General features: G+C 43.0%; 27 protein-coding genes. 21 read left to right on the top strand and 6 right to left on the bottom strand.

Going from position 1 to position 23,235, the window contains the following annotated elements; all coding sequences use genetic code 11:
• The first annotated feature begins 264 nt into the window (after window positions 1-264).
• A complete protein-coding gene (locus VRUMOI_RS19655) occupies window positions 265-789 on the top strand; it encodes a pilus assembly FimT family protein (protein WP_089137837.1) in 525 nt (174 codons plus the stop codon).
• A gap of 4 nt (window positions 790-793) precedes the next feature.
• On the opposite strand, the gene VRUMOI_RS17090 is transcribed toward VRUMOI_RS19655, so the two are convergent.
• A complete protein-coding gene (locus VRUMOI_RS17090; RefSeq protein ID WP_089137836.1) occupies window positions 794-1,357 on the bottom strand; it encodes a hypothetical protein in 564 nt (187 codons plus the stop codon).
• A gap of 390 nt (window positions 1,358-1,747) precedes the next feature.
• Here VRUMOI_RS17090 and urtA point away from each other — a divergent pair, with 390 nt between their 5' ends.
• From urtA to VRUMOI_RS17045, 9 genes are all read left to right on the top strand, one after another.
• Window positions 1,748-3,058 carry an urea ABC transporter substrate-binding protein gene (urtA, locus tag VRUMOI_RS17085; protein ID WP_089137835.1) on the top strand — a complete coding sequence of 437 codons (1,311 nt, stop codon included), beginning with the start codon at window positions 1,748-1,750 and terminating at the stop codon, window positions 3,056-3,058.
• A gap of 179 nt (window positions 3,059-3,237) precedes the next feature.
• Entirely contained in the window at window positions 3,238-4,842 is a 1,605-nt protein-coding gene (gene urtB / locus VRUMOI_RS17080) for an urea ABC transporter permease subunit UrtB (RefSeq protein ID WP_089137862.1), read from the top strand.
• Between the two features lie 36 nt (window positions 4,843-4,878).
• Window positions 4,879-6,042: an urea ABC transporter permease subunit UrtC gene (urtC, locus tag VRUMOI_RS17075; RefSeq protein WP_089137861.1), complete on the top strand. Its 1,164-nt coding sequence runs from the start codon at window positions 4,879-4,881 to the stop codon at window positions 6,040-6,042.
• Window positions 6,039-6,902 carry an urea ABC transporter ATP-binding protein UrtD gene (urtD, locus tag VRUMOI_RS17070; RefSeq protein ID WP_089137834.1) on the top strand — a complete coding sequence of 288 codons (864 nt, stop codon included), beginning with the start codon at window positions 6,039-6,041 and terminating at the stop codon, window positions 6,900-6,902. The genes urtC and urtD overlap by 4 nt, the downstream gene beginning before the upstream one ends.
• A 2-nt stretch (window positions 6,903-6,904) precedes the next feature.
• A complete protein-coding gene (urtE, locus tag VRUMOI_RS17065; protein WP_089137833.1) occupies window positions 6,905-7,600 on the top strand; it encodes an urea ABC transporter ATP-binding subunit UrtE in 696 nt (231 codons plus the stop codon).
• 307 nt (window positions 7,601-7,907) lie between these two features.
• A complete protein-coding gene (locus VRUMOI_RS17060) occupies window positions 7,908-8,774 on the top strand; it encodes a mechanosensitive ion channel domain-containing protein (protein WP_089137832.1) in 867 nt (288 codons plus the stop codon).
• A gap of 310 nt (window positions 8,775-9,084) precedes the next feature.
• Entirely contained in the window at window positions 9,085-9,273 is a 189-nt protein-coding gene (locus tag VRUMOI_RS17055; RefSeq protein ID WP_089137831.1) for a hypothetical protein, read from the top strand.
• A 53-nt stretch (window positions 9,274-9,326) separates the two neighbouring features.
• Window positions 9,327-9,683: a VOC family protein gene (locus VRUMOI_RS17050; protein WP_089137830.1), complete on the top strand. Its 357-nt coding sequence runs from the start codon at window positions 9,327-9,329 to the stop codon at window positions 9,681-9,683.
• Between the two features lie 129 nt (window positions 9,684-9,812).
• Window positions 9,813-10,640 carry an SDR family oxidoreductase gene (locus tag VRUMOI_RS17045; protein ID WP_089137860.1) on the top strand — a complete coding sequence of 276 codons (828 nt, stop codon included), beginning with the start codon at window positions 9,813-9,815 and terminating at the stop codon, window positions 10,638-10,640.
• Window positions 10,641-10,685: 45 nt separating this feature from the next.
• Here VRUMOI_RS17045 and VRUMOI_RS17040 read toward each other — a convergent pair whose 3' ends face one another.
• On the bottom strand, window positions 10,686-11,084 hold the full coding sequence (locus tag VRUMOI_RS17040) for a GFA family protein (protein ID WP_089137829.1): 399 nt from the start codon (window positions 11,082-11,084) through the stop codon (window positions 10,686-10,688).
• A gap of 162 nt (window positions 11,085-11,246) precedes the next feature.
• Here VRUMOI_RS17040 and VRUMOI_RS17035 point away from each other — a divergent pair, with 162 nt between their 5' ends.
• The 10 genes from VRUMOI_RS17035 (at window position 11,247) to VRUMOI_RS16990 (ending at window position 20,556) form a co-directional block, all read left to right on the top strand.
• Window positions 11,247-12,119: an urease accessory protein UreD gene (locus VRUMOI_RS17035; RefSeq protein ID WP_231897567.1), complete on the top strand. Its 873-nt coding sequence runs from the start codon at window positions 11,247-11,249 to the stop codon at window positions 12,117-12,119.
• Window positions 12,120-12,260: 141 nt separating this feature from the next.
• On the top strand, window positions 12,261-12,563 hold the full coding sequence (gene ureA / locus VRUMOI_RS17030; RefSeq protein ID WP_089137827.1) for an urease subunit gamma: 303 nt from the start codon (window positions 12,261-12,263) through the stop codon (window positions 12,561-12,563).
• Between the two features lie 9 nt (window positions 12,564-12,572).
• Window positions 12,573-12,917, top strand: a complete 345-nt coding sequence (locus tag VRUMOI_RS17025; protein ID WP_089137826.1) for an urease subunit beta — start codon at window positions 12,573-12,575, stop codon at window positions 12,915-12,917.
• A gap of 121 nt (window positions 12,918-13,038) precedes the next feature.
• On the top strand, window positions 13,039-14,781 hold the full coding sequence (gene ureC / locus VRUMOI_RS17020) for an urease subunit alpha (RefSeq protein ID WP_089137825.1): 1,743 nt from the start codon (window positions 13,039-13,041) through the stop codon (window positions 14,779-14,781).
• A 153-nt stretch (window positions 14,782-14,934) separates the two neighbouring features.
• The gene (gene ureE, locus VRUMOI_RS17015; protein ID WP_089137824.1) at window positions 14,935-15,411 is read left to right on the top strand and encodes an urease accessory protein UreE; all 477 of its coding nucleotides are present in this window, start codon (window positions 14,935-14,937) and stop codon (window positions 15,409-15,411) included.
• 82 nt (window positions 15,412-15,493) lie between these two features.
• Window positions 15,494-16,081, top strand: coding sequence for a HupE/UreJ family protein (locus tag VRUMOI_RS17010; RefSeq protein ID WP_089137823.1), 588 nt, complete (start codon window positions 15,494-15,496; stop codon window positions 16,079-16,081).
• Between the two features lie 6 nt (window positions 16,082-16,087).
• Window positions 16,088-16,852 carry an urease accessory protein UreF gene (locus VRUMOI_RS17005; protein WP_089137859.1) on the top strand — a complete coding sequence of 255 codons (765 nt, stop codon included), beginning with the start codon at window positions 16,088-16,090 and terminating at the stop codon, window positions 16,850-16,852.
• Window positions 16,853-16,902: 50 nt separating this feature from the next.
• A complete protein-coding gene (gene ureG, locus VRUMOI_RS17000) occupies window positions 16,903-17,550 on the top strand; it encodes an urease accessory protein UreG (RefSeq protein ID WP_089137822.1) in 648 nt (215 codons plus the stop codon).
• A gap of 361 nt (window positions 17,551-17,911) precedes the next feature.
• The gene (locus VRUMOI_RS16995) at window positions 17,912-19,186 is read left to right on the top strand and encodes a peptidoglycan DD-metalloendopeptidase family protein (RefSeq protein WP_231897533.1); all 1,275 of its coding nucleotides are present in this window, start codon (window positions 17,912-17,914) and stop codon (window positions 19,184-19,186) included.
• A gap of 140 nt (window positions 19,187-19,326) precedes the next feature.
• Window positions 19,327-20,556, top strand: coding sequence for an MFS transporter (locus VRUMOI_RS16990; protein ID WP_089137820.1), 1,230 nt, complete (start codon window positions 19,327-19,329; stop codon window positions 20,554-20,556).
• Window positions 20,557-20,561: 5 nt separating this feature from the next.
• On the opposite strand, the gene VRUMOI_RS16985 is transcribed toward VRUMOI_RS16990, so the two are convergent.
• Window positions 20,562-20,801, bottom strand: coding sequence for a Rho-binding antiterminator (locus VRUMOI_RS16985; protein WP_089137819.1), 240 nt, complete (start codon window positions 20,799-20,801; stop codon window positions 20,562-20,564).
• A gap of 107 nt (window positions 20,802-20,908) precedes the next feature.
• Here VRUMOI_RS16985 and msrB point away from each other — a divergent pair, with 107 nt between their 5' ends.
• Window positions 20,909-21,352 (top strand): peptide-methionine (R)-S-oxide reductase MsrB, encoded by a 444-nt coding sequence (gene msrB / locus VRUMOI_RS16980; RefSeq protein WP_089137818.1) that lies wholly within the window; start codon window positions 20,909-20,911, stop codon window positions 21,350-21,352.
• A 74-nt stretch (window positions 21,353-21,426) separates the two neighbouring features.
• On the opposite strand, the gene VRUMOI_RS16975 is transcribed toward msrB, so the two are convergent.
• The 3 genes from VRUMOI_RS16975 to VRUMOI_RS16965 all read right to left on the bottom strand — a co-directional run bounded on the left by VRUMOI_RS16975 (window position 21,427) and on the right by VRUMOI_RS16965 (window position 23,164).
• Window positions 21,427-21,951, bottom strand: a complete 525-nt coding sequence (locus VRUMOI_RS16975; protein ID WP_089137817.1) for an RDD family protein — start codon at window positions 21,949-21,951, stop codon at window positions 21,427-21,429.
• Window positions 21,952-21,996: 45 nt separating this feature from the next.
• On the bottom strand, window positions 21,997-22,707 hold the full coding sequence (locus VRUMOI_RS16970; RefSeq protein ID WP_089137858.1) for a DUF445 domain-containing protein: 711 nt from the start codon (window positions 22,705-22,707) through the stop codon (window positions 21,997-21,999).
• Window positions 22,708-22,807: 100 nt separating this feature from the next.
• A complete protein-coding gene (locus VRUMOI_RS16965) occupies window positions 22,808-23,164 on the bottom strand; it encodes a YibL family ribosome-associated protein (protein WP_089137816.1) in 357 nt (118 codons plus the stop codon).
• Window positions 23,165-23,235: the final 71 nt, after the last annotated feature.

Raw genomic sequence — 23,235 nt, 5'->3', positions numbered from 1 at the left:
GCTTTATTCCCTCAATAACTATATAAATATCAGTCTATTAAATTGATGCTCCTCGTTTTATTCCATAGTTAATGCTAACCGAATGACTTCTTTGATAAGCCTGATCATCCAAGATTTCAGCAGTTTTTGTCGATGTTACTTTAATAAGCAAGATTATTATTGAGAGAATAAAACCAGCCGGTCACAAAGGTTGGTTTTTGTTGTTTTTATGTTGCTATCGTGTTGGTTTTATGAATAAGATTAGTGAGGTATTGGAGAGCTCGTATGAAAATAAGTGGTTTTACACTCATTGAGTTAGTTGTTGTGATTCTTATCCTTGGTATTTTAGCGGTAACGGCGGCACCTAAATTTTTGGATATCACAACAGATGCTCATGTGGCGAAAAATAATGCGAATGGTGCAGCATTTAAAAGTGCCATTCAATTAGCATCAGCTAAAGCTATGATAGCTAGCTCGCGAGGAGTCAGCTTTGATGATCTTTCGATTACGGGTAATACTGCTGCTGGTAAATTAGATTTCAACTCAAATGGTTATCCGATACAACAGTATTTTCGTGTTGAGGAGAACCCGAAGTTAAATAATGTTGTTGATTGTAAAGCCGTGTGGAATGTCATATTAGATGATGCACCGACTCTTTCAAACTTGTCCGATAGTAGCGTATCAGACTATCAAGCTATTTATATTCGAAATGAACAATGCCTTTATAAATATAACCGACTACCGACACTCTCTATTTACTATGACTCTCGAAATGGACAAGTGATCATTGACGATGATCCTGATAATTAGCCGATTATTCCGCTAATTTTAATAAATGCCTAACCGCTTCCATGTGTTGAGGGTAGCCACCAAATTCTTGCTGTTTGTCCTCGGTCATTTGATATAAGTCATCCGGTAACTTCCAATATAATATCGAGGTATACAACATCTCGGTGAGCGGTTTATACACTTCGATTTCGTAAGCCATCGCTAATTGTTCGCGCACCGCTTCACATTCATCTGGTGTGTGAGTCGGTTGTGAAAGCGCTTGAATGGCATCTTGATAAAGCTGGCTTTGCTGCAATTTTTCCATTACTGGCAGGTTGTCTTTCGCTTTCTCTGTAAGCGAAGCATGTATCAGGTTCAGCCAGTGATCTTTGGTGAGCTCATCATCAGACACATCATCAAGTTGATGCTTAATTTTCTTTTCAATGGCTTTTTGATACTGCTTTAAAACCTTTCTCACGGTTTGAAAAGGAAGTAAGTACTCACGTGAAAGTTCAACAATTAATTTATGAAATCCGCCGTTGGGCAAATGTAAATTGGCTTTTAAAGTGGCGATGGCGTGTTGTTGAGGTGTGAGAGTGAGTTCAGTCATGATGATGGTCTTATCGATCTTATGGGTCGTGTTTAATGTCTATTATGCCATGTTTATCCTATTGAGTTTCTATTAATGTTGAGCATGGATTGAGTCATTTCACGCTATGGTGCGATGATACATTCGCGAATGTCATGTGCCTTTTGACTCCCCTGTTGATTCCCATAAACAGTGCAAGCTTTCATCCGTCTCATCAGCTTTCCGAGCAATATCACTTTTTTGGTGAGTTGTGCGATTTTCATGCACCACAATAGACCATTTAGTGGGGAAGTTGGGGGGAGATAGCTTGTATATCTATATAAATGAATAAGTTACCTCTCTGGCATGCTCCTTGCTGTTGAATAAGTAACCCAATATGTATTTGGTTACTTATCAAGGAGCGATATCTATATGAACAAAAAAGTAAAGACCCAATCGTTAGCCACTCGCCTCAAGTTGTTAGCTGGTAGTGCAGCGATCAGTGCGTGTGCGTTTAGCGTTCAAGCCGCTGATACTATTAAAGTCGGTGTGCTTCATTCTCTATCAGGCACTATGGCAATCAGCGAAACCACATTGAAAGACACCGTTTTAATGCTGATTGACGAACAAAACAAAAAAGGCGGCGTATTAGGTAAGAAATTGGAACCTGTGGTGGTTGACCCTGCATCTAATTGGCCAATGTACGCTGAAAAAGCACGTGAGTTGATTGAAAAAGATAAAGTGGCGGTGACTTTTGGTGGTTGGACTTCTGCTTCTCGTAAAGCCATGTTACCGGTGTTTGAGCAAGACAACAGTATCTTGTTTTATCCGGTTCAATATGAAGGCCAAGAGTCGTCGAAAAATATTTTCTATACTGGTGCCGCGCCAAACCAACAAGCGATTCCTGCGGTTGACTATCTGATCAACGAACTGGGCGTTAAACGTTTTGTCCTCGCTGGTACCGATTATGTTTACCCACGTACCACCAATAAAATCCTTGCCGCTTATTTGAAAAGTAAAGGCGTGGCAGATTCTGACATTATGGTGAATTACACTCCATTTGGTCACTCTGATTGGCAGTCGATCGTGTCTAATATCAAAAAATTCGGTTCAGAAGGCAAGAAAACCGCGGTGGTTTCCACCATTAATGGTGATGCCAATGTACCCTTTTATAAAGAGCTAGCGGCGCAAGGTGTGTCATCGGAAGATGTTCCTGTGATTGCTTTCTCGGTTGGGGAAGAAGAACTATCGGGTATGGATACCTCTGCATTGGTTGGTCACTTAGCAGCATGGAACTACTTCATGAGTGTCGATTCTGAAGCCAACGATGCCTTCATTGATACATGGCATAAATATATCAAAGACGATAAACGCGTGACGAATGATCCGATGGAAGCCACATATATTGGTTTTAATTTATGGGTGAAAGCAGTTGAGAAAGCGGGGACAACCGATACTGCGAAAGTGAGCGATGCGATCATTGGGTTATCGGTTCCTAATTTAACTGGCGGTTCGGCGACGATGCTGGCTAACCACCACATTACTAAGCCGGTTGTCATTGGGGAAATCCAAGATAACGGTCAATTTGATGTGGTTTGGGAAACGGAAAAAGAAGTCAAAGGCGATGCATGGTCTGACTTTTTACCAAGTTCTGAGCACTTAATTTCGGATTGGACGGCACCTATCATGTGTGGCAGTTACAACACCGAAACTAAGCAATGTTTAGGCGGTGAAGCGAAATAAATCGATAAGCCTCATTAGGTCGTTAGTGACGTAATGAGGCTTTTTTGTTAGGCCTTCACATCGTGAGGAGGGATAGCAAAAAATGGAAAAAGTTTGACTGCCATGGATAGGACATAATGAAAATAAAACACTCTTTAATTCATCACCCCAAGCCTCGAATAGATCTATTAATCAGCGTGATGTTGATGATGTTCTTGAGCTTATTTAGTTCGCTTTCGCTTGCACAGACCGCTTCGATCCAGTCTCTTTCAGATATTCGTTCGGCCTTATTATCGAAAAAGAACTCGGTGAAACAAGAAGCCATTGAATGGTTAGAGCAATCACCGAATACTGAACAATCTAAAGCCATTTTAAGCCCTTGGTTAGAAGGCGACCTTTATTACCGTAGAGCGGATGATGCTTTATTTGTTATCTCTAATCTGAAAAAAGGTAAAACGGCGCAACCTCTTCTCGGTGATAATAATAGTATCGCGTCGGTTGTGATTGAAAATCCCCGTGATTTTTCAAAAGTGCGCACCAATAACTCATTGCGCTCTGACATTCGAGATGTGATCGCACGAATTGATATTAACGCCAAACCTGTGACGGTTCGCCTGCAAGCGGTTAATAGTTTGCTTGGAACGACCAACCCGAAAACCATTGAGAAAATTGCTCAACAATTACAGGTGGAAAGCGATAGTGAAGTGCGACAATCACTTGAACTGGCTTTGGCGATGAATCAAGTTCAGACCAGCACGAATGCCGCAGAAAAACTCGATGCCATTGAAGTGATTGCCAGCTCAAAGCAGCAAGAAGTGTATGGCATCTTGAGTCAAGTGATGAACAATGATTCGGACTCAACCGTAGCGGAAGCCGCTAAGCTAGGATTGAACCAATATAAGCAAACCCAAAGCTTTTATGGTGGCCTAGAAACGGTCTTTTTTGGCTTGAGTTTGGGCTCGGTTTTAGTGTTAGCAGGCATTGGATTGGCGATCACCTTTGGGGTGATGGGCGTGATCAATATGGCGCATGGTGAGCTCATTATGATAGGGGCTTATACCACTTATGTGATGCAACAAATCATGCCCAATAATATTGGCTTAGCTTTAGTGTTGTCAGTCCCCGCTGCTTTTGCGGTTTCCGGTTTGGTCGGTATTGCGATCGAACGTACCGTGATTCGACGTTTATATGGGCGTCCGCTTGAAACTTTGCTCGCCACCTTTGGTATTAGCTTGATTTTACAACAAGCGGTGCGCAGTATTTTCTCCCCTTTAAACCGCTCGGTGAGCACGCCAGATTGGATGGCCGGCGCGTTACAAATCAACCCGATGTTATCTCTGACTTATAACCGCTTATACATCATTATCTTCTGTTTTATGGTCTTCCTTGCTCTAGTCGCCATTCTCAAGAAAACCCCACTGGGCTTGCAGGTTCGCGCGGTGTCGCAAAATCGAGCGATGGCTCGCTCTATGGGGGTACGTTCTGAACGTGTCGATGCGATGACGTTTGGTTTAGGCTCGGGCATTGCTGGCGTCGCTGGTGTCGCGTTATCTCAATTAACCAACGTTGGACCGAACATGGGACAAAACTACATTATTGATTCTTTCATGGTGGTGGTGTTCGGTGGTGTTGGGAACCTATGGGGAACCTTGGTGGCAGGCTTAACGTTAGGGTTGTTTAATAAGATTTTAGAACCATGGGCAGGCGCAGTATTAGCGAAAATTTTAGTATTGGTTTTCATTATTTTATTCATTCAAAAACGTCCGAAAGGATTATTTCCTCAACGTGGCCGCGCGGCAGAATAAGGAGGCATTATGACGAGTGTAGTAGTAAGCAATTCAATGAGTAGCCCGTCGAACTTTGCAAGCCGTCGGTCTTTTATCGCCTCAGATACAGGCGGAAAAATCACGATTGTATTTTTATTGGCTTTAGCCATTGTGGTGCCATTTTTAAACCTAGTGGTGCCAGAAAGTAATCTATTTCATGTGAGTTCATTTACTGTGACTCAAATGGGTAAATATTTATCCTACGCGTTGGTGGCATTAGCGGTCGACCTTATCTGGGGGTATTTAGGTATTTTAAGTTTAGGTCACGGCGCTTTCTTTGCGCTAGGCGGTTATGCGATGGGGATGTACCTCACTCGTGAAATTGGCGACCGTGGTGTCTATGGCAACCCGTTATTACCAGACTTTATGGTGTCACTTAACTGGCAAGAACTGCCTTGGTTTTGGCATGGTTTTGATCACTTTGCTTTTGCCGCCTTAATGATCATGTTGGTGCCCGGTGTGTTGGCGTTCGTGTTTGGTTTTTTAGCGTTTCGCTCACGGGTGTCTGGCGTTTATCTTTCAATTATGACCCAAGCACTGACTTACGCATTAATGTTAGCCTTTTCCCGTAATGAAATGGGTTTTGGCGGCAGCAGTGGTTTAACCGGTTTTAAAGATGTACTTGGGTTTAGTTTGGAACAAGACACCACCAAAGTGGGCTTATTGGTGACAACCATTGTGGCGTTGATCATTGGTTATTTGATATGTCGCTTAGTGATTGCCAGTCGTTTAGGGCGAGTCGCGATGGCCATTCGTGATGCGGAATTACGAACTCGATTTACCGGTTATGACGTCGATAGCATTAAGCTTTGGGTGTTTGTCCTTTCTGCAGTATTAGCGGGTATTGCTGGCGCGTTGTATGTCACCCAAGCCGGCAGCACCAGCGCGGCTCAATTTGCGCCAATTAATTCAATTGAGATTGTGGTGTGGGTAGCGTTAGGTGGCCGAGCAACATTGTTTGGCGCGGTGGTGGGTGCTTTGATGATTAACTACGCCAAAAGTTGGTTTACGGTGGAGTTTCCGGAGGTCTGGTTATTTGCTCTCGGTGGCATTTTTGTACTTTCAACCATGTACCTACCTAAAGGTGTTATGGGCGCATTATCTGAAAAATGGGCCAATAAAAACGCATCTTCAAGCGACAAAGTGAATAAGAATAATCCAAATGAGGTGCCATCATGAGTGCATTAGAGTCGGTTGTCACACCAATCAGAAAAGTCGGTGAAGGCTTTGAAAAATTCACGCGCCGTGATGAAGTTTTTGATTTCTTAAAACCGGTCAACCACCCACTGATTGATACTCGCCACAACATCATGTTGTACATGGAAGGGGTATCGGTTTCTTTTGACGGTTTTAAAGCAATTAACGATTTAAATCTGTATATCAAACAAGGAGAACTAAGATGCATCATCGGACCAAACGGCGCAGGAAAAACCACAATGATGGACATCATTACGGGCAAGACGCGCCCCGATCAAGGGAAGGTGTGGTTAGGTTCAAAGACCAACTTGTTGACTATGTCCGAAGCACAAATCGCTAACGCGGGTGTTGGGCGTAAGTTTCAGCAACCGACAGTGTTTGAAAGCTTAACCGTTTGGAATAATTTGGAATTGGCCATGACCGGGACTCGTTCGGTTTGGTCAACCTTTACCGCTAAATTAACCGGCGAGCAAAGTGATGAGATCGACGGGGTTTTATCTTTGATTGGTCTTGAACAATGTCGAAACCTGTTAGCCGGTGTGCTTTCTCATGGTCAAAAACAATGGCTAGAAATCGGTATGTTATTGATGCAAAAACCCAAGTTATTGCTCGTCGATGAACCTGTAACCGGCATGACTCACCAAGAAATGGATCGTACCGCTGAATTGCTGCAATCTTTGGCGGGTAAACACTCTGTAGTCGTGGTGGAGCATGATATGGAGTTTGTGCGATCAATTGCCGATCAGGTCACGGTACTTCATCAAGGGCATGTCTTAGCGGAAGGTAATATGGATCAAATCCAGTCGCATGCAGAAGTGAAACGCGTCTACTTGGGAGAATAAGGATGTTAAAAATAGAAGGCGTTAACCAATTCTATGGCGAAAGTCATATCCTATGGGATCTCGATGTTGAGGTTGAAAAAGGCAAATGCACCGTGTTGATGGGGCGTAATGGGGTAGGTAAAACCACGTTACTGCAATGTATTATGGGATTAAACCCAATTAAAAGCGGCGATATTGTATTTAAAGGGCAAAGCATCAAAAAAGCCTCAACTGAGCAACGGCCACATCTTGGTATTGGCTATGTGCCACAAGGTCGCCAAATTTTTCCTATGTTAACGGTACAAGAAAACTTAGAGATCGGTTTGCCGGTTCGTAAGCGAGGCGATCGTAAGATCCCCGATTTTATCTTTGAACTGTTTCCCGTGTTAAAGGAAATGTTGCACCGGAGAGGCGGCGATTTATCGGGGGGGCAACAACAGCAATTGTCGATTGGTCGAGCGTTGGTGGTTGAGCCCGATTTATTGATTTTGGATGAGCCAACGGAAGGTATTCAGCCGAATATCGTTCAAGAAATTGGCGATATTATTAAAACTTTAAATGATAAGCATGGCTTAACTGTGTTGCTGGTGGAGCAGAAGTTGCCGTTTGCCCGTAAAGTAGGGCATAACTTTTGTTTGCTTGACCGAGGTAAAGCGGTCGCAAAAGGGCAAATGGAAGCGTTGAACGAACAACTGATTAAAGAGCATTTAACGGTTTAGCTTTTCTTAAGTAACCATTAAATCTTAAATTACTTGGGTATAAGGCCTCTCCGGCGATATTGGGAATTATCTAATATTCGTTGAGGGGCTTTTTATTTTATAGGGTTTGAATAATAAATAGGCAAATTGAATTTTATACCTACTAGATGTAAATATAATGTTTCGCGCCATAAGAAAAATAGATATATTGCGCAGGACATAAGGTGTTGGCGTCAGTATTTTTATCCCGATGGCTGGCCAGTTTCTTATCAAGGATAAGCATCCATTCACTGATGGCAATAATAGTCTGCAATGTAAGGAATCGACTATGGCTGTAGAAAATAAGATTGAATCTGTATCTAGCGCGCAAAGTACCTTAGCGACACCCGTTTCCGCTAACTGGCTAACCGACAATACGGACTTGTTGGTTCAATATGGGGTTAATATTCTTTCAGCGCTTTGCATCCTATTCGTGGGCAGTTTTTTAGTTAAATTTATCCACAAAGGTGTGGTGAATTTACTGGAAACAAAACGTGTTGATTCTACCGTCGTTCAATTTATTGGTAGCCTTGTTCGTTATGCTTTGCTGGTGATGGTGTTTATTGCTGCATTAAATACCATGGGCGTTGAAATGGCGGCGGTGATCGCTGTACTCGCTTCTGCCAGCCTTGCGGTTGGGTTAGCGTTAAAAGGGTCGCTTTCTAATTTTGCATCTGGTGTATTAATCGTGATCTTTCGCCCTTTTAAAAGCAAAGATTTTATTGAAGTTGGTAAGGTTTCTGGCACCGTTCAAGCGATTGAAATCTTTCATACCGTGTTAACCACCGGCGATAATAAAATGGTCGCGATACCGAATCGTTTGGTGATGTCTCAGCCTATCGTGAATTTTTCGAAGCATAAGATCCGCCGTATTAATTTTGAAATTGGCGTGTCTTACAAGTCAGATCTGCAAAAGACCAAACAAGTCCTTGCACGTGTTCTTGAATCGGAAGAGCGCATTCTTTCTTTACCCGCCCCAACAATTGGCGTATCGGCACTTGCGAATTCTTCGGTCAATATTGCGGTTCGCCCTTGGGTGAAATCAGAAGAATATTGGAAAGTATACTACGACACCTTGCAGGCGATAAAAGAAGAGTTAGACAAAGAAGGCATCCAAATCCCATATCCTCAAGTGGATATGCATATTAAGCCATGATGAATAGCGCTGTCGTTGGTTAGGCAGCGTCATAGTTTAAGTGATACGACATCTTTTTTTATTGGCCTCTAAATCTTATGTGGATTTAGAGGCCAATTTTTTTATGTGCAAAGGAAAGCCCAGTTCTCATATAACTCATTGATGTTTTATTCTTTATTGTAAAGCCATTATGACTAACTAAACTTAATTGACGGGTTCATGACCGAAAATAATCAATAGAAGTGATATTGTCATTTTCAATAGATAGAAATACATGGGTGCATTTTTCTGAAAGCACTGAGTAAAATAAAAATTCGAGAAGGGAAGTGTTATGGCGACGAAAAAAGCATTTTATGCCGCGTTGATTTGTGGGTTGTTATTGATTGGCTGTGCGAGTACCGGTTCAGATTCTAATTCCAGTTCGCAATCCACGAGCGAAAAAGCCCAAACAACCAGCGATTGTGCAGCTTCGGGGCAAAAAAGTTATGAAATGGCCAGTGGCAGTATTATTTGTTATTAATCTTTCGTCTTATGGCTTTTCTTTTAGCTTAAAAAAACAAGGGTAGGGTTTTGATGAATCAACATGAAAAGTTAAATTATGTCGAATTTGCGGCTAAAGATTTAGCGGCAACCAAGGCGTTTTTTCAGGCAGTGTTTGGTTGGGCGTTTGTTGATTATGGCTCAGATTATATGGCCTTTTCTAATCAAGGGTTAGATGGCGGCTTTTATCATGCTCCGCTGTCGAGCAAACCCCGCAATGGTGCTGCTTTATTAGTTTTTTATAGCCAAGATATTGAAGCAACCTTTAATAAAGTGGCCGAACATGGTGGCACGATTATCAAGCCTATTTTTGAGTTTCCCGGTGGTTGTCGTTTTCATTTTGAAGAGCCGAGTGGTAATGAGTTTGCCGTGTGGTCGGAAGGGCGTTAACGCTGCCAATCTATGTTCGTTGAATTTTAACGCTATCCCCCAGTGAAGTGTCGCTATCAATATCTTCACTGGGGGATTTTTGTTAGCATCAGCTTTATTGGAATCTTATTTACGATGGAAAACCACAAGTTGAAACCAACCATTTTAATCACGGGTTGTAGCACCGGTATCGGCCGTTATTGCGCGGAACAATTGCATTTATTGGGCTATTTAGTGATCGCTAGCTGTCGAAACCCAGACGATGTCACTCAATTACGATCTCAAGGTTTACATTGTGTGTTGCTTGATGTGACCAAATCAGATTCTATTCAAAGTGGATTACAAGAAACCTTAGCCATCACTGGCGGTAGGCTGGATGTTTTATTTAACAATGCAGCTTATGGACAAGGTGGTGCCATTGAAGACTTACCGACCGATGCGTTGCGGGCACAGTTTGAAACCAATCTATTTGGCTTGCATGAATTAACGCGCGCTGTGCTGCCAATTATGTTAGAGCAAGGTAATGGAAAGATTGTACAAAACAGTTCAGTGTTAGGCTTGGTGGCAATGAAATATCGCGGCGCCTATGTAGCCAGTAAGTTTGCTTTGGAAGGTTATACTGACGCACTACGCTTGGAATTAATGAATACTAATATTTCAGTGAGCTTAATTGAACCTGGGCCTATTGTGAGTCAGTTCAGAGCTAACTCATTGCGCGCGGTGAAAGCGTTTATTGATGTAGAGGGATCTCGACATAATAAAAGTTACGAGAAAACATTGGCTAGGCTCAGTAGTGAAACATCATCCACACCACTGACTCTTGGGCCTGAAGCGGTTTTAAAGCCGTTATTAAATATCCTAGATAGTCAGCGTCCAAAGCCTCGATATTATGTCACGAAAGCGACCTATATTTTTGGTTATCTCCGTCGAGTCCTTTCTTCTCGATGGCTCGATCGTGTCGTAGGAAAAGGAAGCTGAAAAATTGCCATTAATCGGCTTCCTGATTTATCGTTGGCGTTTATTTTAAGGCGCATACTTTTCGAAAACTTCTTGCTCTGTCAGCTGAGTCGTTTGTTCTGAAAAGCTATAAAATGCGGGTTTTTTATCAATAAAGATTTGTTCATTAAAGGTTAAATGCTCAACGTCTTGAAATAATCCAATCGGTAACGTGTATAAATTGGCGTGGATGAGTTTGTAATAAAGGTGCGTACCGCATTGTTTGCAAAATCCACGTTCAGCCCAATCCGATGACTTAAAGGTTTGGATAAACTCTTCTCCTTCAATCTCTACCCCATTTTCACAATGAAACCCCATAAAAGGGCCGCCACCCCAACGCCGGCACATACCACAATGGCAAGCTTCAAAGGTTTGTTTATCTTCGGTTGTCAGCGTTACATTGCCGCATAAGCAACTTCCTTGCATTTTTCTTTCCTTATTGGTCTCAAATGTTGTTTTCAGTATAGATGACTATTTTTAAGGCAAGCCTCTATTTATTCATCGTGATATCGGTGCGGCATAGTTATTGCTTTAGTGATGATAGAAAAGCAATAAATGGAAGTAACACGAATGGAAGCGCTAAAAGAAATGGATGCCGTGGGAGCGATGCAAACACCATGTTTAAAGACAGCGAATAACAGTGGTGGTTGGAAAGCCGAGTTAACACTGGGGTTTACCGACCGTGGTGATAAAACGGTGGTGGGGCATAAAACTCAGCTTGGACCGCTTGCGATTCAAAGGCCATTATATCCAGAAGGGGATGTATGCCATACCTACCTGCTACACCCGCCGGGTGGGGTTGTGGGAGGAGATGAGTTACTCATTCATGCGACGACTCACTGCGGTGCACATGCCTTAGTGACGACTCCAGGGGCGACCAAATTTTATCGCTCAGAAGGCAAGATCGCTCGTCAAAAACAAATCTTAACCGCCAAGTCAGGAAGTTGTCTGGAATGGCTACCGCAGGAGAATATTTTCTTTCCCACTGGGCAGGTGAGAATCGACACTGAAATTCACTTGGAATCCGATGCACTATTTATGGGATGGGAAATGCACTGTTTTGGTCGCCCTGCACTAAATGAGTGCTTCGAGTCTGGAAAAGTGTGGGGTAAGACGCAAGTTTTTGTTGATGGTAAGAATATTCTCACTGAAAACGTGCAATTGCTCGGAGGAGATAAATCAATATTAAACAGTGGCTTACAGGGCTTCCCCATGATGGGGAGCTTCTTTATTACAGCTCGCACCGCTGATGACCTTGAAATGGTACAGGACTTGCTTCGTGATTTTACATCTCACAACGAGCTTGTGATTGGGGCGACGCAAATTGAGCAGCTAATTGTGGTTCGAGCGTTAGGTAAATGGACCGAACCGATGTTGGAAGCTTTCGCATTAATTTGGCAACAATTCCGCCATCAATGGTTTGGTTATGTGCCTGAACCACCAAGAATTTGGGCAACTTAAGTCCGTTACTCGGCTCGCTGCGCGACTAGGGCGCTTTGCTGCTCGTATTACGAAAAAGATAACCAGATCAATACTAATGAGTTAAATGCGCATTTCGAGAGACGACAAACGAAGTGCCCGAGACCCGAGGATCGAATGTAGATGGAACTGACCCCAAGAGAAAAAGACAAATTGCTGATCTTTTGTGCTGGCATGTTGGCTCAGCAGCGCAAAGACAAAGGTTTAAAACTTAATTACCCAGAATCGGTGGCGCTGATCAGTAGTGCCATTTTGGAAGGTGCTCGTGAAGGTAAAACGGTGGCTGAGTTAATGAATTATGGCCGAACCATTTTATCCGCCGGTGATGTGATGGAAGGCGTGCCTTCGATGATCCCTGATGTGCAAGTTGAAGCGACTTTTCCCGACGGTACCAAACTGGTCACGGTACATGACCCAATTGTGTAAGGAGAGTTCATGAAAACCAGTAATGTTAACCCTAACGCATTTATCCCCGGCCAGTTAGTGTCAGGGCAAGGGGATATTGAACTGAATGTGGGCCGTAAAACGCTTCAAATCAAAGTGGAAAACCTAGGCGATCGTCCGGTTCAAATTGGCTCCCATTATCATTTTTATGAAGTGAATGACGCGCTTAGTTTTGACCGAGAAAGCGCTAAAGGTTTTCGACTCAATATTCCCGCAGGTACGGCGACTCGCTTTGAACCTGGGCAATCTCGCACGGTTGAATTGGTGGAATATGCCGGAGATCGAAAAGTGTATGGCTTTAAAGGTCGCGTCATGGGTCCTATCCAGCGTTCTTGAGCCTACGTTCACCCCAATCACATAGAGAATCTATGCTCATGGGGCTTCACTCAATTGCCGCCTCACTGTCAACTCAATGACTTGGATAGGATTGACTGAGAAATTATAAAGGATTAATAGCATGGCAAAGATTTCAAAAAGAGCCTACGCCGAGATGTTTGGGCCGACCACGGGCGATAGATTACGACTTGCAGATACGGAGCTATGGCTGGAAGTTGAAAAAGATTACACCGTGTACGGCGATGAAGTGAAATTTGGTGGTGGTAAGGTGATTCGTGATGGTATGGGGCAAAGTCAACTCGCCTCTGAATTTACGCCAGATCTTGTGTTAACCAATGCGGTCATTCTCGATCATTGGGGTGTGGTCAAAGCGGATATCGGTGTAAAAGATGGCCGCATCTGTGGCATCGGTAAAGCCGGTAACCCAGACGTTCAACCGAATGTCGATATTATCATTGGGCCCGGAACGGAAGTGATTGCTGCTGAAGGCTCGATTGTTACCGCAGGTGGCATTGACTCACATATTCACTATATTTGCCCGCAACAAATTGAAGAAGCGTTGACCTCTGGTGTGACGACTATGATTGGTGGCGGTACTGGTCCTGCAACGGGCACTAATGCGACAACTTGTACGCCGGGGCCTTGGAATATCTATCGTATGTTAGAAGCGTTAGATGAGTTTCCTATGAATTTCGGGTTACTGGGAAAAGGTAATGCGAGCTTACCCGAAGGCCTTATTGAGCAAGTTGAGGCCGGGGTCATTGGTTTGAAATTGCATGAAGATTGGGGAACCACGCCAGCTTCGATTGATATGTGCCTAACCGTGGCCGATCAAACGGATATTCAAGTGGCGATCCATACCGATACGTTAAATGAATCGGGGTTTGTTGAATCGACCCTAGAAGCGATTGGCGATCGCGTGATTCATACTTATCACACGGAAGGGGCTGGTGGTGGTCACGCGCCTGATATTATTCGTGCTTGTGGCGAATCAAACATTTTGCCGTCTTCGACCAACCCAACTCGCCCTTACACGATTAATACGGTCGATGAGCATTTAGATATGTTGATGGTTTGCCACCATTTATCACCATCGATTGCCGAAGATGTGGCGTTTGCTGAATCGCGCATTCGTCGTGAAACCATTGCCGCAGAAGATATTTTGCATGATTTGGGCGCGTTTTCGATGATTTCATCAGATTCTCAAGCAATGGGCCGTGTCGGTGAAGTGATACTGCGCACCTGGCAAACCGCTCATAAAATGAAAGTACAACGTGGCTCGTTAAAGGAAGATCAGCAAGCGTTTGATAATCAAACTGAAAAGTTTGGCCATGAAGCCCCAAGTGATAACTTCCGTTTGCGTCGATATGTCGCGAAATACACCATTAACCCAGCGATTACTCACGGAATTGGTCACGAAGTCGGCTCAATTGAAGTCGGGAAATTGGCGGATTTAGTGCTTTGGAAACCCGCTTTTTTTGGCGTAAAACCAAGCGCGATTATTAAAGGTGGCATGATCGCTATGGCACCAATGGGGGACCCGAATGCCTCTATTCCAACCCCACAACCTGTGCATTATCGCTCGATGTTTGGCAGTTATGGTAAAGCGTCGAAAAACACGTCGATGTTATTTGTTTCTCAATTAGCTAAAGATAAAGATATTGCCGGTCAATTAGGGCTAGGCAGCTTGATTGGTGTGGCGAAAAACTGTCGCACCATTTCTAAAGCCGATATGAAACTGAACGATTGGCAACCCAAGATTGAAGTTGATTCACAAACGTATGAAGTGAGAGCCGATGGCGAGCTTTTAACCTGTGAACCTGCTGATGTATTGCCAATGGCGCAAAGGTATTTTCTTTTTTAGTCAACGTAGCTCGAAGGCTAGGACGCTTCGCTCTCGTTGCTCGAAAAAGCTTGAATTAATCAACGTTCTTAAGAGCTTGCCTTCGAGACACGAGACACGAGACACGAGACACGAGACACGAGACACGAGACACGCATAAATGGATAAACAATCATGATTGAATTAACAAAAATCGTCACCGATGGCGATCAAATGGCTAACGGAAATGTCGATGGTGTATTGAGCCTTCCGATAAACAGTCGCATTAAAAGTCGCCTAAAAGTGGCATTAGAAGATGGGCGTGATGCTGGGCTATTTTTACCTCGTGGACATATTTTGCGCGGTGGTCAGTTATTGCAAAGTGAATGCGGTTTGCTGGTGGAAGTCAAAGCGGCACCAGAAACGGTGTCTAGCGTGTATTGCCAAAATGCATTGTTGCTAAATCGGGTGACCTATCACTTAGGTAACCGCCACGTTCCATTACAAATTTCAGAGGGGTGGGTGCGTTATCAACATGACCATGTGCTTGACGATATGGTGGTTGGCCTAGGGGCTAAAGTTACGGTCGAACAAGCGGCATTTGAGCCTGAAGATGGCGCTTATGGTGGTCGTTCGGGTGGGCACCATCACCACCATGAACACGCTCATTAATCTTCATTTAATGAAATGAATAACATCGATATAGCTTGAAATTGAATTCTATAAACAACAAAAAACGATAAGGATATTTGCCATGAAATTAGTTCGTTTACCCACGCTTGCTTCTCTTTTTGCTGCCCCTGCAGCGTTTGCACATGTTGGACACATGCATGATCACGGTTCGAGCAATGCGTTTTTGGAAGGCTTTGTTCACCCATTAACGGGCCTTGATCATCTAGTGATGCTATTGGGTTTAGGGATGCTGATTAATCACTTTCGTTCGAGTCAATCCGCGTCTTTAGGTAAGCCAGTTCTTTTCGGTGCAGCGTTGGTGAGTTTGACGTTGGGACTGGCGGCTGGAGGTGTTGTCGGCGCGATCAGCGGGGTTGAATTAATGATTGCAGCGTCGATTTTTGTGGTGGCTTTTGGTATTTGGAATGCGTTTTCTACTCGTGAATCTCTGACCCAAGCTCTGGTTATTGCTTCTATTGGCTTAGTGTTTTTCCACGGTTTTGCTCATGGCGTAGAAGCAACTGGTGGGTTAGTTGGTTTTGGCGCAGGAATGTTAGTTGCAGCGTTTGGCATTATGTTTACAGGGGAGCGTATCGCGCACTTCTTGTCGACTAAGTGGCTGGGCGCTGGGATTGCTCTCTCTGGCGCGGCATTAATGATGGCGTCTTAATTGTTTATGACGGATCAATTGACCGCGGACGCATTAGTGAAATCTCATCAAGCCACAGAGGTTCGAAAGGCCTCCGATAATGGTCGTGCTGATGTGTCCTGTTTCCGCCTATTTCAACTCATCAGCTCATCGTTGCCGATTGGCGGTTTTACCTATTCACAAGGTTTAGAGTGGGCGGTTGAAGCTGGCTGGGTAGATAACCAAGCTAAGCTGATGGATTGGCTCGAAATGATGCTTAATAACAGTTTGGCCACGTTAGAGCTGCCTATTTTGGCTAAGTTTTACCGAGCCTTAGAAAGCGATGATGAGGCGAGTATTGAATATTGGAGTCAATATTTATATTCATGCCGAGAAACCAGTGAACTTCGTGCCGAAGAGCTGCAACGAGGTAAGGCGTTATTTACTCTTTTAAAGCAATTAGAGTTGCCGATTAAAAGTGAGTGGCAGCCAGAAGATGATCCGAAAGCGGCGACCCAGAATCAATTACTAGGGTTTTGTGTTGCCGCCAAAGCATGGGGAATTTCACTTCATAATTTGCAACAAGGGTATTTATGGAGTTGGGCGGAAAATATTGTGATGGCGGGCGTTAAGTTAGTGCCATTAGGGCAGACCGCTGGTCAAAAAACACTGATTGGTTTGTCTGAATGGTTACCTCAAACCATAGAAAAGGCTAATCAAATTCAAGATGATGATATTGGCAGTTTTACCCCTTCTGTGGCCATCGCCAGTAGCCGTCATGAAACTCAGTACACTAGGCTATTTCGTTCTTAATTTTACTCATAACAGGTACGAAAATTAGCCGCATTAACAAGGAAGCTAAAATGTCTCAACCAAGTTATCAAAACGAAAGCTATAAACAACCATTACGAATTGGTATTGGGGGGCCGGTTGGATCTGGCAAAACTGCATTACTAGAAGTGTTGTGTAAAGCGATTCGCGATCGTTTGAATATCGCCGTCGTGACCAATGATATTTACACGCAAGAAGATGCAAAAATACTTACTCGCGCAGAAGCCTTAGAGGCTGATCGTATTATAGGTGTGGAAACGGGTGGCTGCCCACATACGGCCATTCGTGAAGATGCATCAATGAATCTAGCAGCAGTGGAAGAATTGGCCAAGCGTCATAAAAATCTCGATGTGGTCTTTGTTGAAAGCGGTGGCGATAACTTAAGTGCCACGTTTAGCCCAGAATTAGCGGATTTAACCATTTACGTTATTGATGTGGCGGAAGGGGAAAAAATTCCACGTAAGGGGGGGCCGGGCATTACACGTTCTGATTTATTGGTGATCAACAAAATCGACTTAGCGCCGTATGTCGGCGCATCATTAGAAGTGATGGAATCGGATACTCAGCGGATGCGTCCTAGTAAACCTTATGTGTTCACGAATTTAAAAGAGAGCGTTGGGTTAGACACCATCATTGATTTTATTATTACGGAAGGTATGTTGACACCGAAAGACGCTTAAGCTTCCTTTGACGTGATAGCCTAGTGAACCACTACCACTAGGCTTTATCTTTAGCCTGTTATGCTGGCAATAATCGGATTATTTGTAGGAGTTGATTTACAACAAGAATAGTGTGGATATGAGGATTTATTCACGTGTTACAGTCGCTTTTTATGAAAGATTAAGTTACATTCCTTTCCGTTATTTTGAACTTTTCGATTTCAAATGGTCTGTTATAACATACCAATATATTTTTGTTGTGTACTCGCCCGGCCAATTGACGTCGATCCATGTAATTTCTCACTTGTTGAGAACACAAATATTTAGTCTTATGTCCAAATCAAAAATCTCAAATATTCGCCAGCATCCTCGGTTTCCATTGATGCTGAAGATCGGTGCGGCTTTTGTCGTGCTATTCATTATTATTGCCCTAGTTGCCGAATCTGGTGATGGACGTAAGTCAGTTTCTTTAGATATGGATAAAATATTATCTGATGAAGCTAAAGCCGTTGCCGAAACTAAGCCTGTACACGTGGATGAAAATGTTCCACTTTACTCTTATCAAATCCAAGATGGCGATAATCTCAGTAGTATTTTTGTTCGTTTAGGTGTGCCGTATGGCGACATGTTGAGTGTGATGGATACCGACCAAAACCACTTAACATTAGATACCTTGCGACCTGGCGATATTCTGAAAATTTGGATGGATGAAAATCAAGAACATCTAACTAAATTAGAAGTAGAATTTACCTTAGCCGATAAAGTGGTTTTTACTCGTAATGATGATGAGAGTTATACTTTTGATGAAATCAACCTGCCGGGTGAGTGGAAATCCTATCCGCTGTTTGGTGAAATTCACGGAAGCTTTTCAACGTCAGTGTATAAATATGGCGTATCGGGCTCTGAAACCGCACAAATTACTCAACTTCTAAAAGATAAACTGAATTTTTCACGCGACCTGAGGGCTGGTGATAAGTTTGAGATTTTGCAAAAACGTCAGTTTATTGATGGTGTTGCAACGGGTAACCGTGAAATTGACGCGATCCGTATTTATAACCGCGGCGACGTGATCAGTGCTTACTTACATTCTGATGGCCAGTATTACGATAGACATGGCGATAGTTTACAACGAGCATTTTTACGCTGGCCAACCAAGCAGCATTTCCGTATTAGTTCACCTTTTGATGCCAACCGACTGCATCCTGTGACTCATCGTCATGCTCCGCATAATGGTGCTGATATTGCTTCTCCTACTGGTACCGATGTTTTGGCAACCGGTGACGGTATTGTCACGCTAACCACGAACCACCCATACGCGGGTAAATATGTGGTGGTTCAGCACGGTTCAACTTATCGCACTCGCTATTTACATCTCAGCAAAATTCTTGTCCGCCAAGGTCAAGCCGTTCATCGTGGGCAAGTGATTGCGAAATCGGGCGCAACGGGTCGCGTAACTGGCCCCCACCTGCATTATGAATTCATTATTCGTAATCGCCCAGTGAACTTCTTAACAGCTAAAATACCGATGGCAACATCGATCTCTAAAGCAGAGAAACCAGCGTTTGAGAAACAAGTAAAGGCGATTGATGCTGAGTTTAAACAAGCGAAGAAAGCGGCAATTGAAAATCCAGATGCGCAAACCTACGTGCGTAATTAATTTTCACTAGCCATTAAATTGCGCGTTCAGTTAGTATTGTAAAGAGCAGGTGTTCACACTTGCTCTTTTTTATTGCCCCGATACCAATACAAACAAATGATCTCTTTATTATGATATTGGTATCTAATCAAGGATGAGTGATGAATAGTGTAGAAAGCTCCCAAGAAGATAATCTTGGCGTTGAGCAGAAAAAAAACTGGAAAACCCCACAGACTTTTTTGATGTTGATATCGATAGTCGTCCCTATTGCGTTTGCGAGTTGGATGGCGCTATTAAATAACTTTGTCATTGAAAAAGCCGCTTTTACTGGGGCGGATATTGGTCTATTGCAAAGCGTTCGTGAAATTCCCGGTTTCTTAGCTTTCACCGTGGTGTTTGTATTGCTGTTTATTCGTGAGCAAAAGTTCATGATTGTGGCGTTAGCCATGTTATTTATCGGCGTGGCAATTACTGGCTTTTTCCCTTCGGTACTTGGCCTTTTAATGACAACCTTATTGATGTCGACAGGTTTTCACTACTTCGAAACCTTAAAGCAATCCTTATCTTTACAGTGGCTGAGCAAAGAAGAAGCGCCAGAGTTTCTCGGTAAGTTAATTTCTGTCGGCGCGTTAGCTTCATTGTTAACCTATGGCGCTTTATGGGTCATGCTCGAAGCCTTTAAGTTAGATTATTGGCATGTCTATTTAATCACCGGTAGCTTAGCGTTGAGCGTTACCGTCTTTATGTGGTTAGCATTCCCTCAATTTGAAGCAACGAGCATTCAGCATAAGAATTTAATCTTAAGAAAACGCTATTGGCTGTATTACGCGCTTACTTTTATGAGCGGCGCTCGACGCCAAATCTTCACCGTGTTTGCGGGCTTTTTGATGGTGGAAAAATTTCATTATTCGGCGGCCGATATTACGTTACTCTTTTTAATTAACTACGCTTTCAACTTTTTGTTCGCCAAGAAAATTGGCCAATTTATCGGTGTAGTAGGAGAAAGAAAAGCGCTGATTTTTGAATACTGTGGATTGGTGTGTGTCTTTGTCGGTTATGCGATTGTTGAGAACTCACATATTGCCGCGGGGTTGTATGTCGTTGACCATTTATTCTTTGCTTTAGCGTTAGCGGTTAAAACCTATTTGCAGAAAATTGCCGATCCACAAGATATGGCCTCCACCGCTGGTGTTTCGTTTACCATCAATCATATTGCAGCCGTAGTAATTCCAGTGACATTTGGTTTGTTGTGGCTACATTCACCTGCGGCGGTGTTTTATATTGGTGCGGCGATGGCCGTCATTTCATTGGTGTTGTCTTGTAATATTCCACGCATGCCTAAACCTGGCAATGAGGTCTGCCTTTTAAAGTGGGGGAGTGCAGACAAATAATACAACTAGGCTTTCTTAAATGAGGCAATGTGATCGAGCCGGATCCGTTGCCTTGTTTTCTGTCCATCATCAAGCTCGACTTCAAACCATTCTCCGGTTTCCTTTTCTAAATATACATTAATGGCTGTCGCGATGATGGTGTCGTTATTGTGTAGTTGAATCATTAACTTATCATGATGCAAACAAGCGAGTTCAAATTCATCGTATCGTGAACAAGCAATAGGTTGGTATGGCGCTTCTTTCATATCATGGTTTCTCGTTGAAAGATTTTCTTAATTAATGATGTCTATTACCTTACTGTAGGTGACATTTGCAGTAAATTTGTTTGCTTATTATTTGTTAGGGGGTACACATGCTTAATTGGGAAGATGTGATTAAAAGGGCAAATCATAGGAATGTACCCGTATTGCGTCGAGTTGAAAAAACGGAACAAGAGTGGCGAGATATTCTTGATGCTGAAGTGTTTCGTGTGACTCGCTTAAAAGGAACTGAGCGGGCGTTTAGCTCGGAGATTTGCAGTCTCTTTGAACCTGGATTCTATGGCTGTGCATGCTGTAATACTCTGCTGTTTGATGCGAGCGAAAAATTTGAATCGGGGACGGGCTGGCCTTCATTTACTCAACCAATCGAGCCAAATGTCGTGGCATATCATAAAGATCATAGCCATGGCATGACGAGAATTGAGGCAACGTGCGCAACTTGCGATGCTCATTTAGGCCATGTCTTTCCTGACGGCCCAGAACCAAGTGGATTACGTTATTGTATGAATGCAGTATCGCTAGTGAAAGCCAAGTGATGGTTTGGTTGTAGACAATATAATAAAGCCTGAGCGTAAATACTCAGGCTATAACGATTTTATCTGTAGGTGAGTTAGTCTTGGACGTTGTTTGGTTTGAAGGTGTCCGCTTTAGGGCGAATCACAACAGTACCTGCAATTTTATCGTGAAAGCCTTGTTTCTTACTGTCAAAGGCAACCCAAATAAAGCCCAGCATAAATAAGAAAGTGGAAACAAAGTAGCCTAGGTAACGAAGAATGGACTGAACGGTGGTTAAACGTTGCCCCGTTTTGGCATCAACGACTTGTGCTTTAATTAACATCTTACCTGGCGTTGCACCGCGAAACTTCCAAAATAACACGGTGATGACCAACAATGGAATATAGCTCCACCAAGTATCAGACAGTAACGTGCCCGCCCACGATGTGGAGTAAGAGGAATAAGAATAGTGCTCGGTTTGAGTGCTAAAGCTTTGTTGGTAAGACTCTAAACCCGGAAGGGCAATTAATCCTAATGCGATGGTATACAAAATATTATCGATGATGCTAGCCCCCACACGAGACCAGAAGCCAACGTATTCGTATTCCAACAAAGTATCGCTTAATTCAAATTTTTTCATAACTTGTCCGTTTTTATTTTTTAGTCGTGACAAAGGTCAGAGTCATTATGCAGCACTGACAATCGCAGAGATGACGCCAATTAGGCCACCAAATACACCACCCCACACTACGAGCCAACCTAAATGTTGTTGAATCATAGTCTTAACGATTTCTTTGACCATTTTAGGCGTTAATTCGTTCAATCGTTGATCAATAATATTTTCAATGTTGGCTTGGATATCATCCATCATTGATGGTTGCTCTAGTTGCTCTTTTAATGCAAGTTTGACTTGTTCGCTTTGGCTGATTTCAATCATGGAGTCTTGCATTTTCTCAATAAAAGGCTGCTTGAGTGGTTGAAGAGCTTCTGCGCCACCCAGCATGGCTAGCATTCCACCAAAAGAAGAATTGGTGATCACTTCTACTAAAGAGTCAAAGCTAGGTTCTAAATCGATTTTTTGTATTACAGGCTTTAAATCTAACGAGGTGCTGCTTGCCAATTCTTGGTTTAAGAACTTATCGATGTTTTGACTGGTAAAAAACTGCATCATCATGAGGTTTTTAATCGCCGCTTTAAATTCTTCAAAACGAGCAGGGATGATGCCTGAACCATACAAGCCCGGCACTTTTTCAAACAGCATGTGAATAGCGAGCCAATTGGTCACCGCACCAGAAAAGGCAAATAGACCAGCGTAGAGTACAATGGTGTTTTGAGTTTGGTAACCAATGGCTAAAAGTGCAATGGAGATAAGATTTGTGACAAAGCTTTTGTTCATGATGGATGGCTTTCTTGTTTCTAGGTGAAAATAAGACATAAAAAAGGATGATAAACTTGAGTCTTACCATCCTTTACGGTGTTAGTTAGATTTGACGAACTTAAAACTCTGTAGGAGCAAAGCCAGTCATTTCTTCTAATTTTAGCTCCTTACCAATTTTGGTTAAAGGATGCACAATGACTAAACCTTTTACTGATTTTTTTAGTTTGCCTTGATCCGCTTTCTCTTCTTTGGTGAGTGCGCGGATAAATGGCATAGCCAATAAAGCTTTACGCTCTTTGTTCAAGTCGTAGCTTTTTTTATGGTTAAGTTGAGCGATTTTTTTGCTGATTTGATTAATTTCAGTTTCAAACTGATAGATCATCGCTTTATCGGCTCGTTTTTGAGCCGCTTCTAGCTTATGGCGACACTTATCGAGTCGGTTATTAAGTTGTTGTAGTTCGTTTTGTTGGCTCATGTGTTTACCATATACTCTAAAATTAAATCAGTAGATTGCGTCAAATTACGCGAGGGCGGAGTATAGCACGC

The organism is Vibrio rumoiensis (assembly GCF_002218045.2).
In the GTDB taxonomy this organism is placed as follows: Bacteria; Pseudomonadota; Gammaproteobacteria; order Enterobacterales; family Vibrionaceae; genus Vibrio; species Vibrio rumoiensis.
The sequence above is the reverse complement of the archived record's forward strand: the minus strand, read 5'-3'. Positions and strand labels throughout refer to the sequence as shown.

Excerpts from the sequence above, each read along its gene's own strand:
- VRUMOI_RS19655 (WP_089137837.1), top strand. The coding sequence starts at position 265 with ATGAAAATAAGTGGTTTTACACTCATTGAGTTAGTTGTTGTGATTCTT.
- VRUMOI_RS17090 (WP_089137836.1), bottom strand. The coding sequence starts at position 1,357 with ATGACTGAACTCACTCTCACACCTCAACAACACGCCATCGCCACTTTA.
- urtA (WP_089137835.1), top strand. The coding sequence starts at position 1,748 with ATGAACAAAAAAGTAAAGACCCAATCGTTAGCCACTCGCCTCAAGTTG.
- urtB (WP_089137862.1), top strand. The coding sequence starts at position 3,238 with ATGTTGATGATGTTCTTGAGCTTATTTAGTTCGCTTTCGCTTGCACAG.
- urtC (WP_089137861.1), top strand. The coding sequence starts at position 4,879 with ATGAGTAGCCCGTCGAACTTTGCAAGCCGTCGGTCTTTTATCGCCTCA.
- urtD (WP_089137834.1), top strand. The coding sequence starts at position 6,039 with ATGAGTGCATTAGAGTCGGTTGTCACACCAATCAGAAAAGTCGGTGAA.
- urtE (WP_089137833.1), top strand. The coding sequence starts at position 6,905 with ATGTTAAAAATAGAAGGCGTTAACCAATTCTATGGCGAAAGTCATATC.
- VRUMOI_RS17060 (WP_089137832.1), top strand. The coding sequence starts at position 7,908 with ATGGCTGTAGAAAATAAGATTGAATCTGTATCTAGCGCGCAAAGTACC.
- VRUMOI_RS17055 (WP_089137831.1), top strand. The coding sequence starts at position 9,085 with ATGGCGACGAAAAAAGCATTTTATGCCGCGTTGATTTGTGGGTTGTTA.
- VRUMOI_RS17050 (WP_089137830.1), top strand. The coding sequence starts at position 9,327 with ATGAATCAACATGAAAAGTTAAATTATGTCGAATTTGCGGCTAAAGAT.
- VRUMOI_RS17040 (WP_089137829.1), bottom strand. The coding sequence starts at position 11,084 with ATGCAAGGAAGTTGCTTATGCGGCAATGTAACGCTGACAACCGAAGAT.
- VRUMOI_RS17035 (WP_231897567.1), top strand. The coding sequence starts at position 11,247 with ATGGATGCCGTGGGAGCGATGCAAACACCATGTTTAAAGACAGCGAAT.
- ureA (WP_089137827.1), top strand. The coding sequence starts at position 12,261 with ATGGAACTGACCCCAAGAGAAAAAGACAAATTGCTGATCTTTTGTGCT.
- VRUMOI_RS17025 (WP_089137826.1), top strand. The coding sequence starts at position 12,573 with ATGAAAACCAGTAATGTTAACCCTAACGCATTTATCCCCGGCCAGTTA.
- ureC (WP_089137825.1), top strand. The coding sequence starts at position 13,039 with ATGGCAAAGATTTCAAAAAGAGCCTACGCCGAGATGTTTGGGCCGACC.
- ureE (WP_089137824.1), top strand. The coding sequence starts at position 14,935 with ATGATTGAATTAACAAAAATCGTCACCGATGGCGATCAAATGGCTAAC.
- VRUMOI_RS17010 (WP_089137823.1), top strand. The coding sequence starts at position 15,494 with ATGAAATTAGTTCGTTTACCCACGCTTGCTTCTCTTTTTGCTGCCCCT.
- VRUMOI_RS17005 (WP_089137859.1), top strand. The coding sequence starts at position 16,088 with ATGACGGATCAATTGACCGCGGACGCATTAGTGAAATCTCATCAAGCC.
- ureG (WP_089137822.1), top strand. The coding sequence starts at position 16,903 with ATGTCTCAACCAAGTTATCAAAACGAAAGCTATAAACAACCATTACGA.
- VRUMOI_RS16995 (WP_231897533.1), top strand. The coding sequence starts at position 17,912 with ATGCTGAAGATCGGTGCGGCTTTTGTCGTGCTATTCATTATTATTGCC.
- VRUMOI_RS16990 (WP_089137820.1), top strand. The coding sequence starts at position 19,327 with ATGAATAGTGTAGAAAGCTCCCAAGAAGATAATCTTGGCGTTGAGCAG.
- VRUMOI_RS16985 (WP_089137819.1), bottom strand. The coding sequence starts at position 20,801 with ATGAAAGAAGCGCCATACCAACCTATTGCTTGTTCACGATACGATGAA.
- msrB (WP_089137818.1), top strand. The coding sequence starts at position 20,909 with ATGCTTAATTGGGAAGATGTGATTAAAAGGGCAAATCATAGGAATGTA.
- VRUMOI_RS16975 (WP_089137817.1), bottom strand. The coding sequence starts at position 21,951 with ATGAAAAAATTTGAATTAAGCGATACTTTGTTGGAATACGAATACGTT.
- VRUMOI_RS16970 (WP_089137858.1), bottom strand. The coding sequence starts at position 22,707 with ATGAACAAAAGCTTTGTCACAAATCTTATCTCCATTGCACTTTTAGCC.
- VRUMOI_RS16965 (WP_089137816.1), bottom strand. The coding sequence starts at position 23,164 with ATGAGCCAACAAAACGAACTACAACAACTTAATAACCGACTCGATAAG.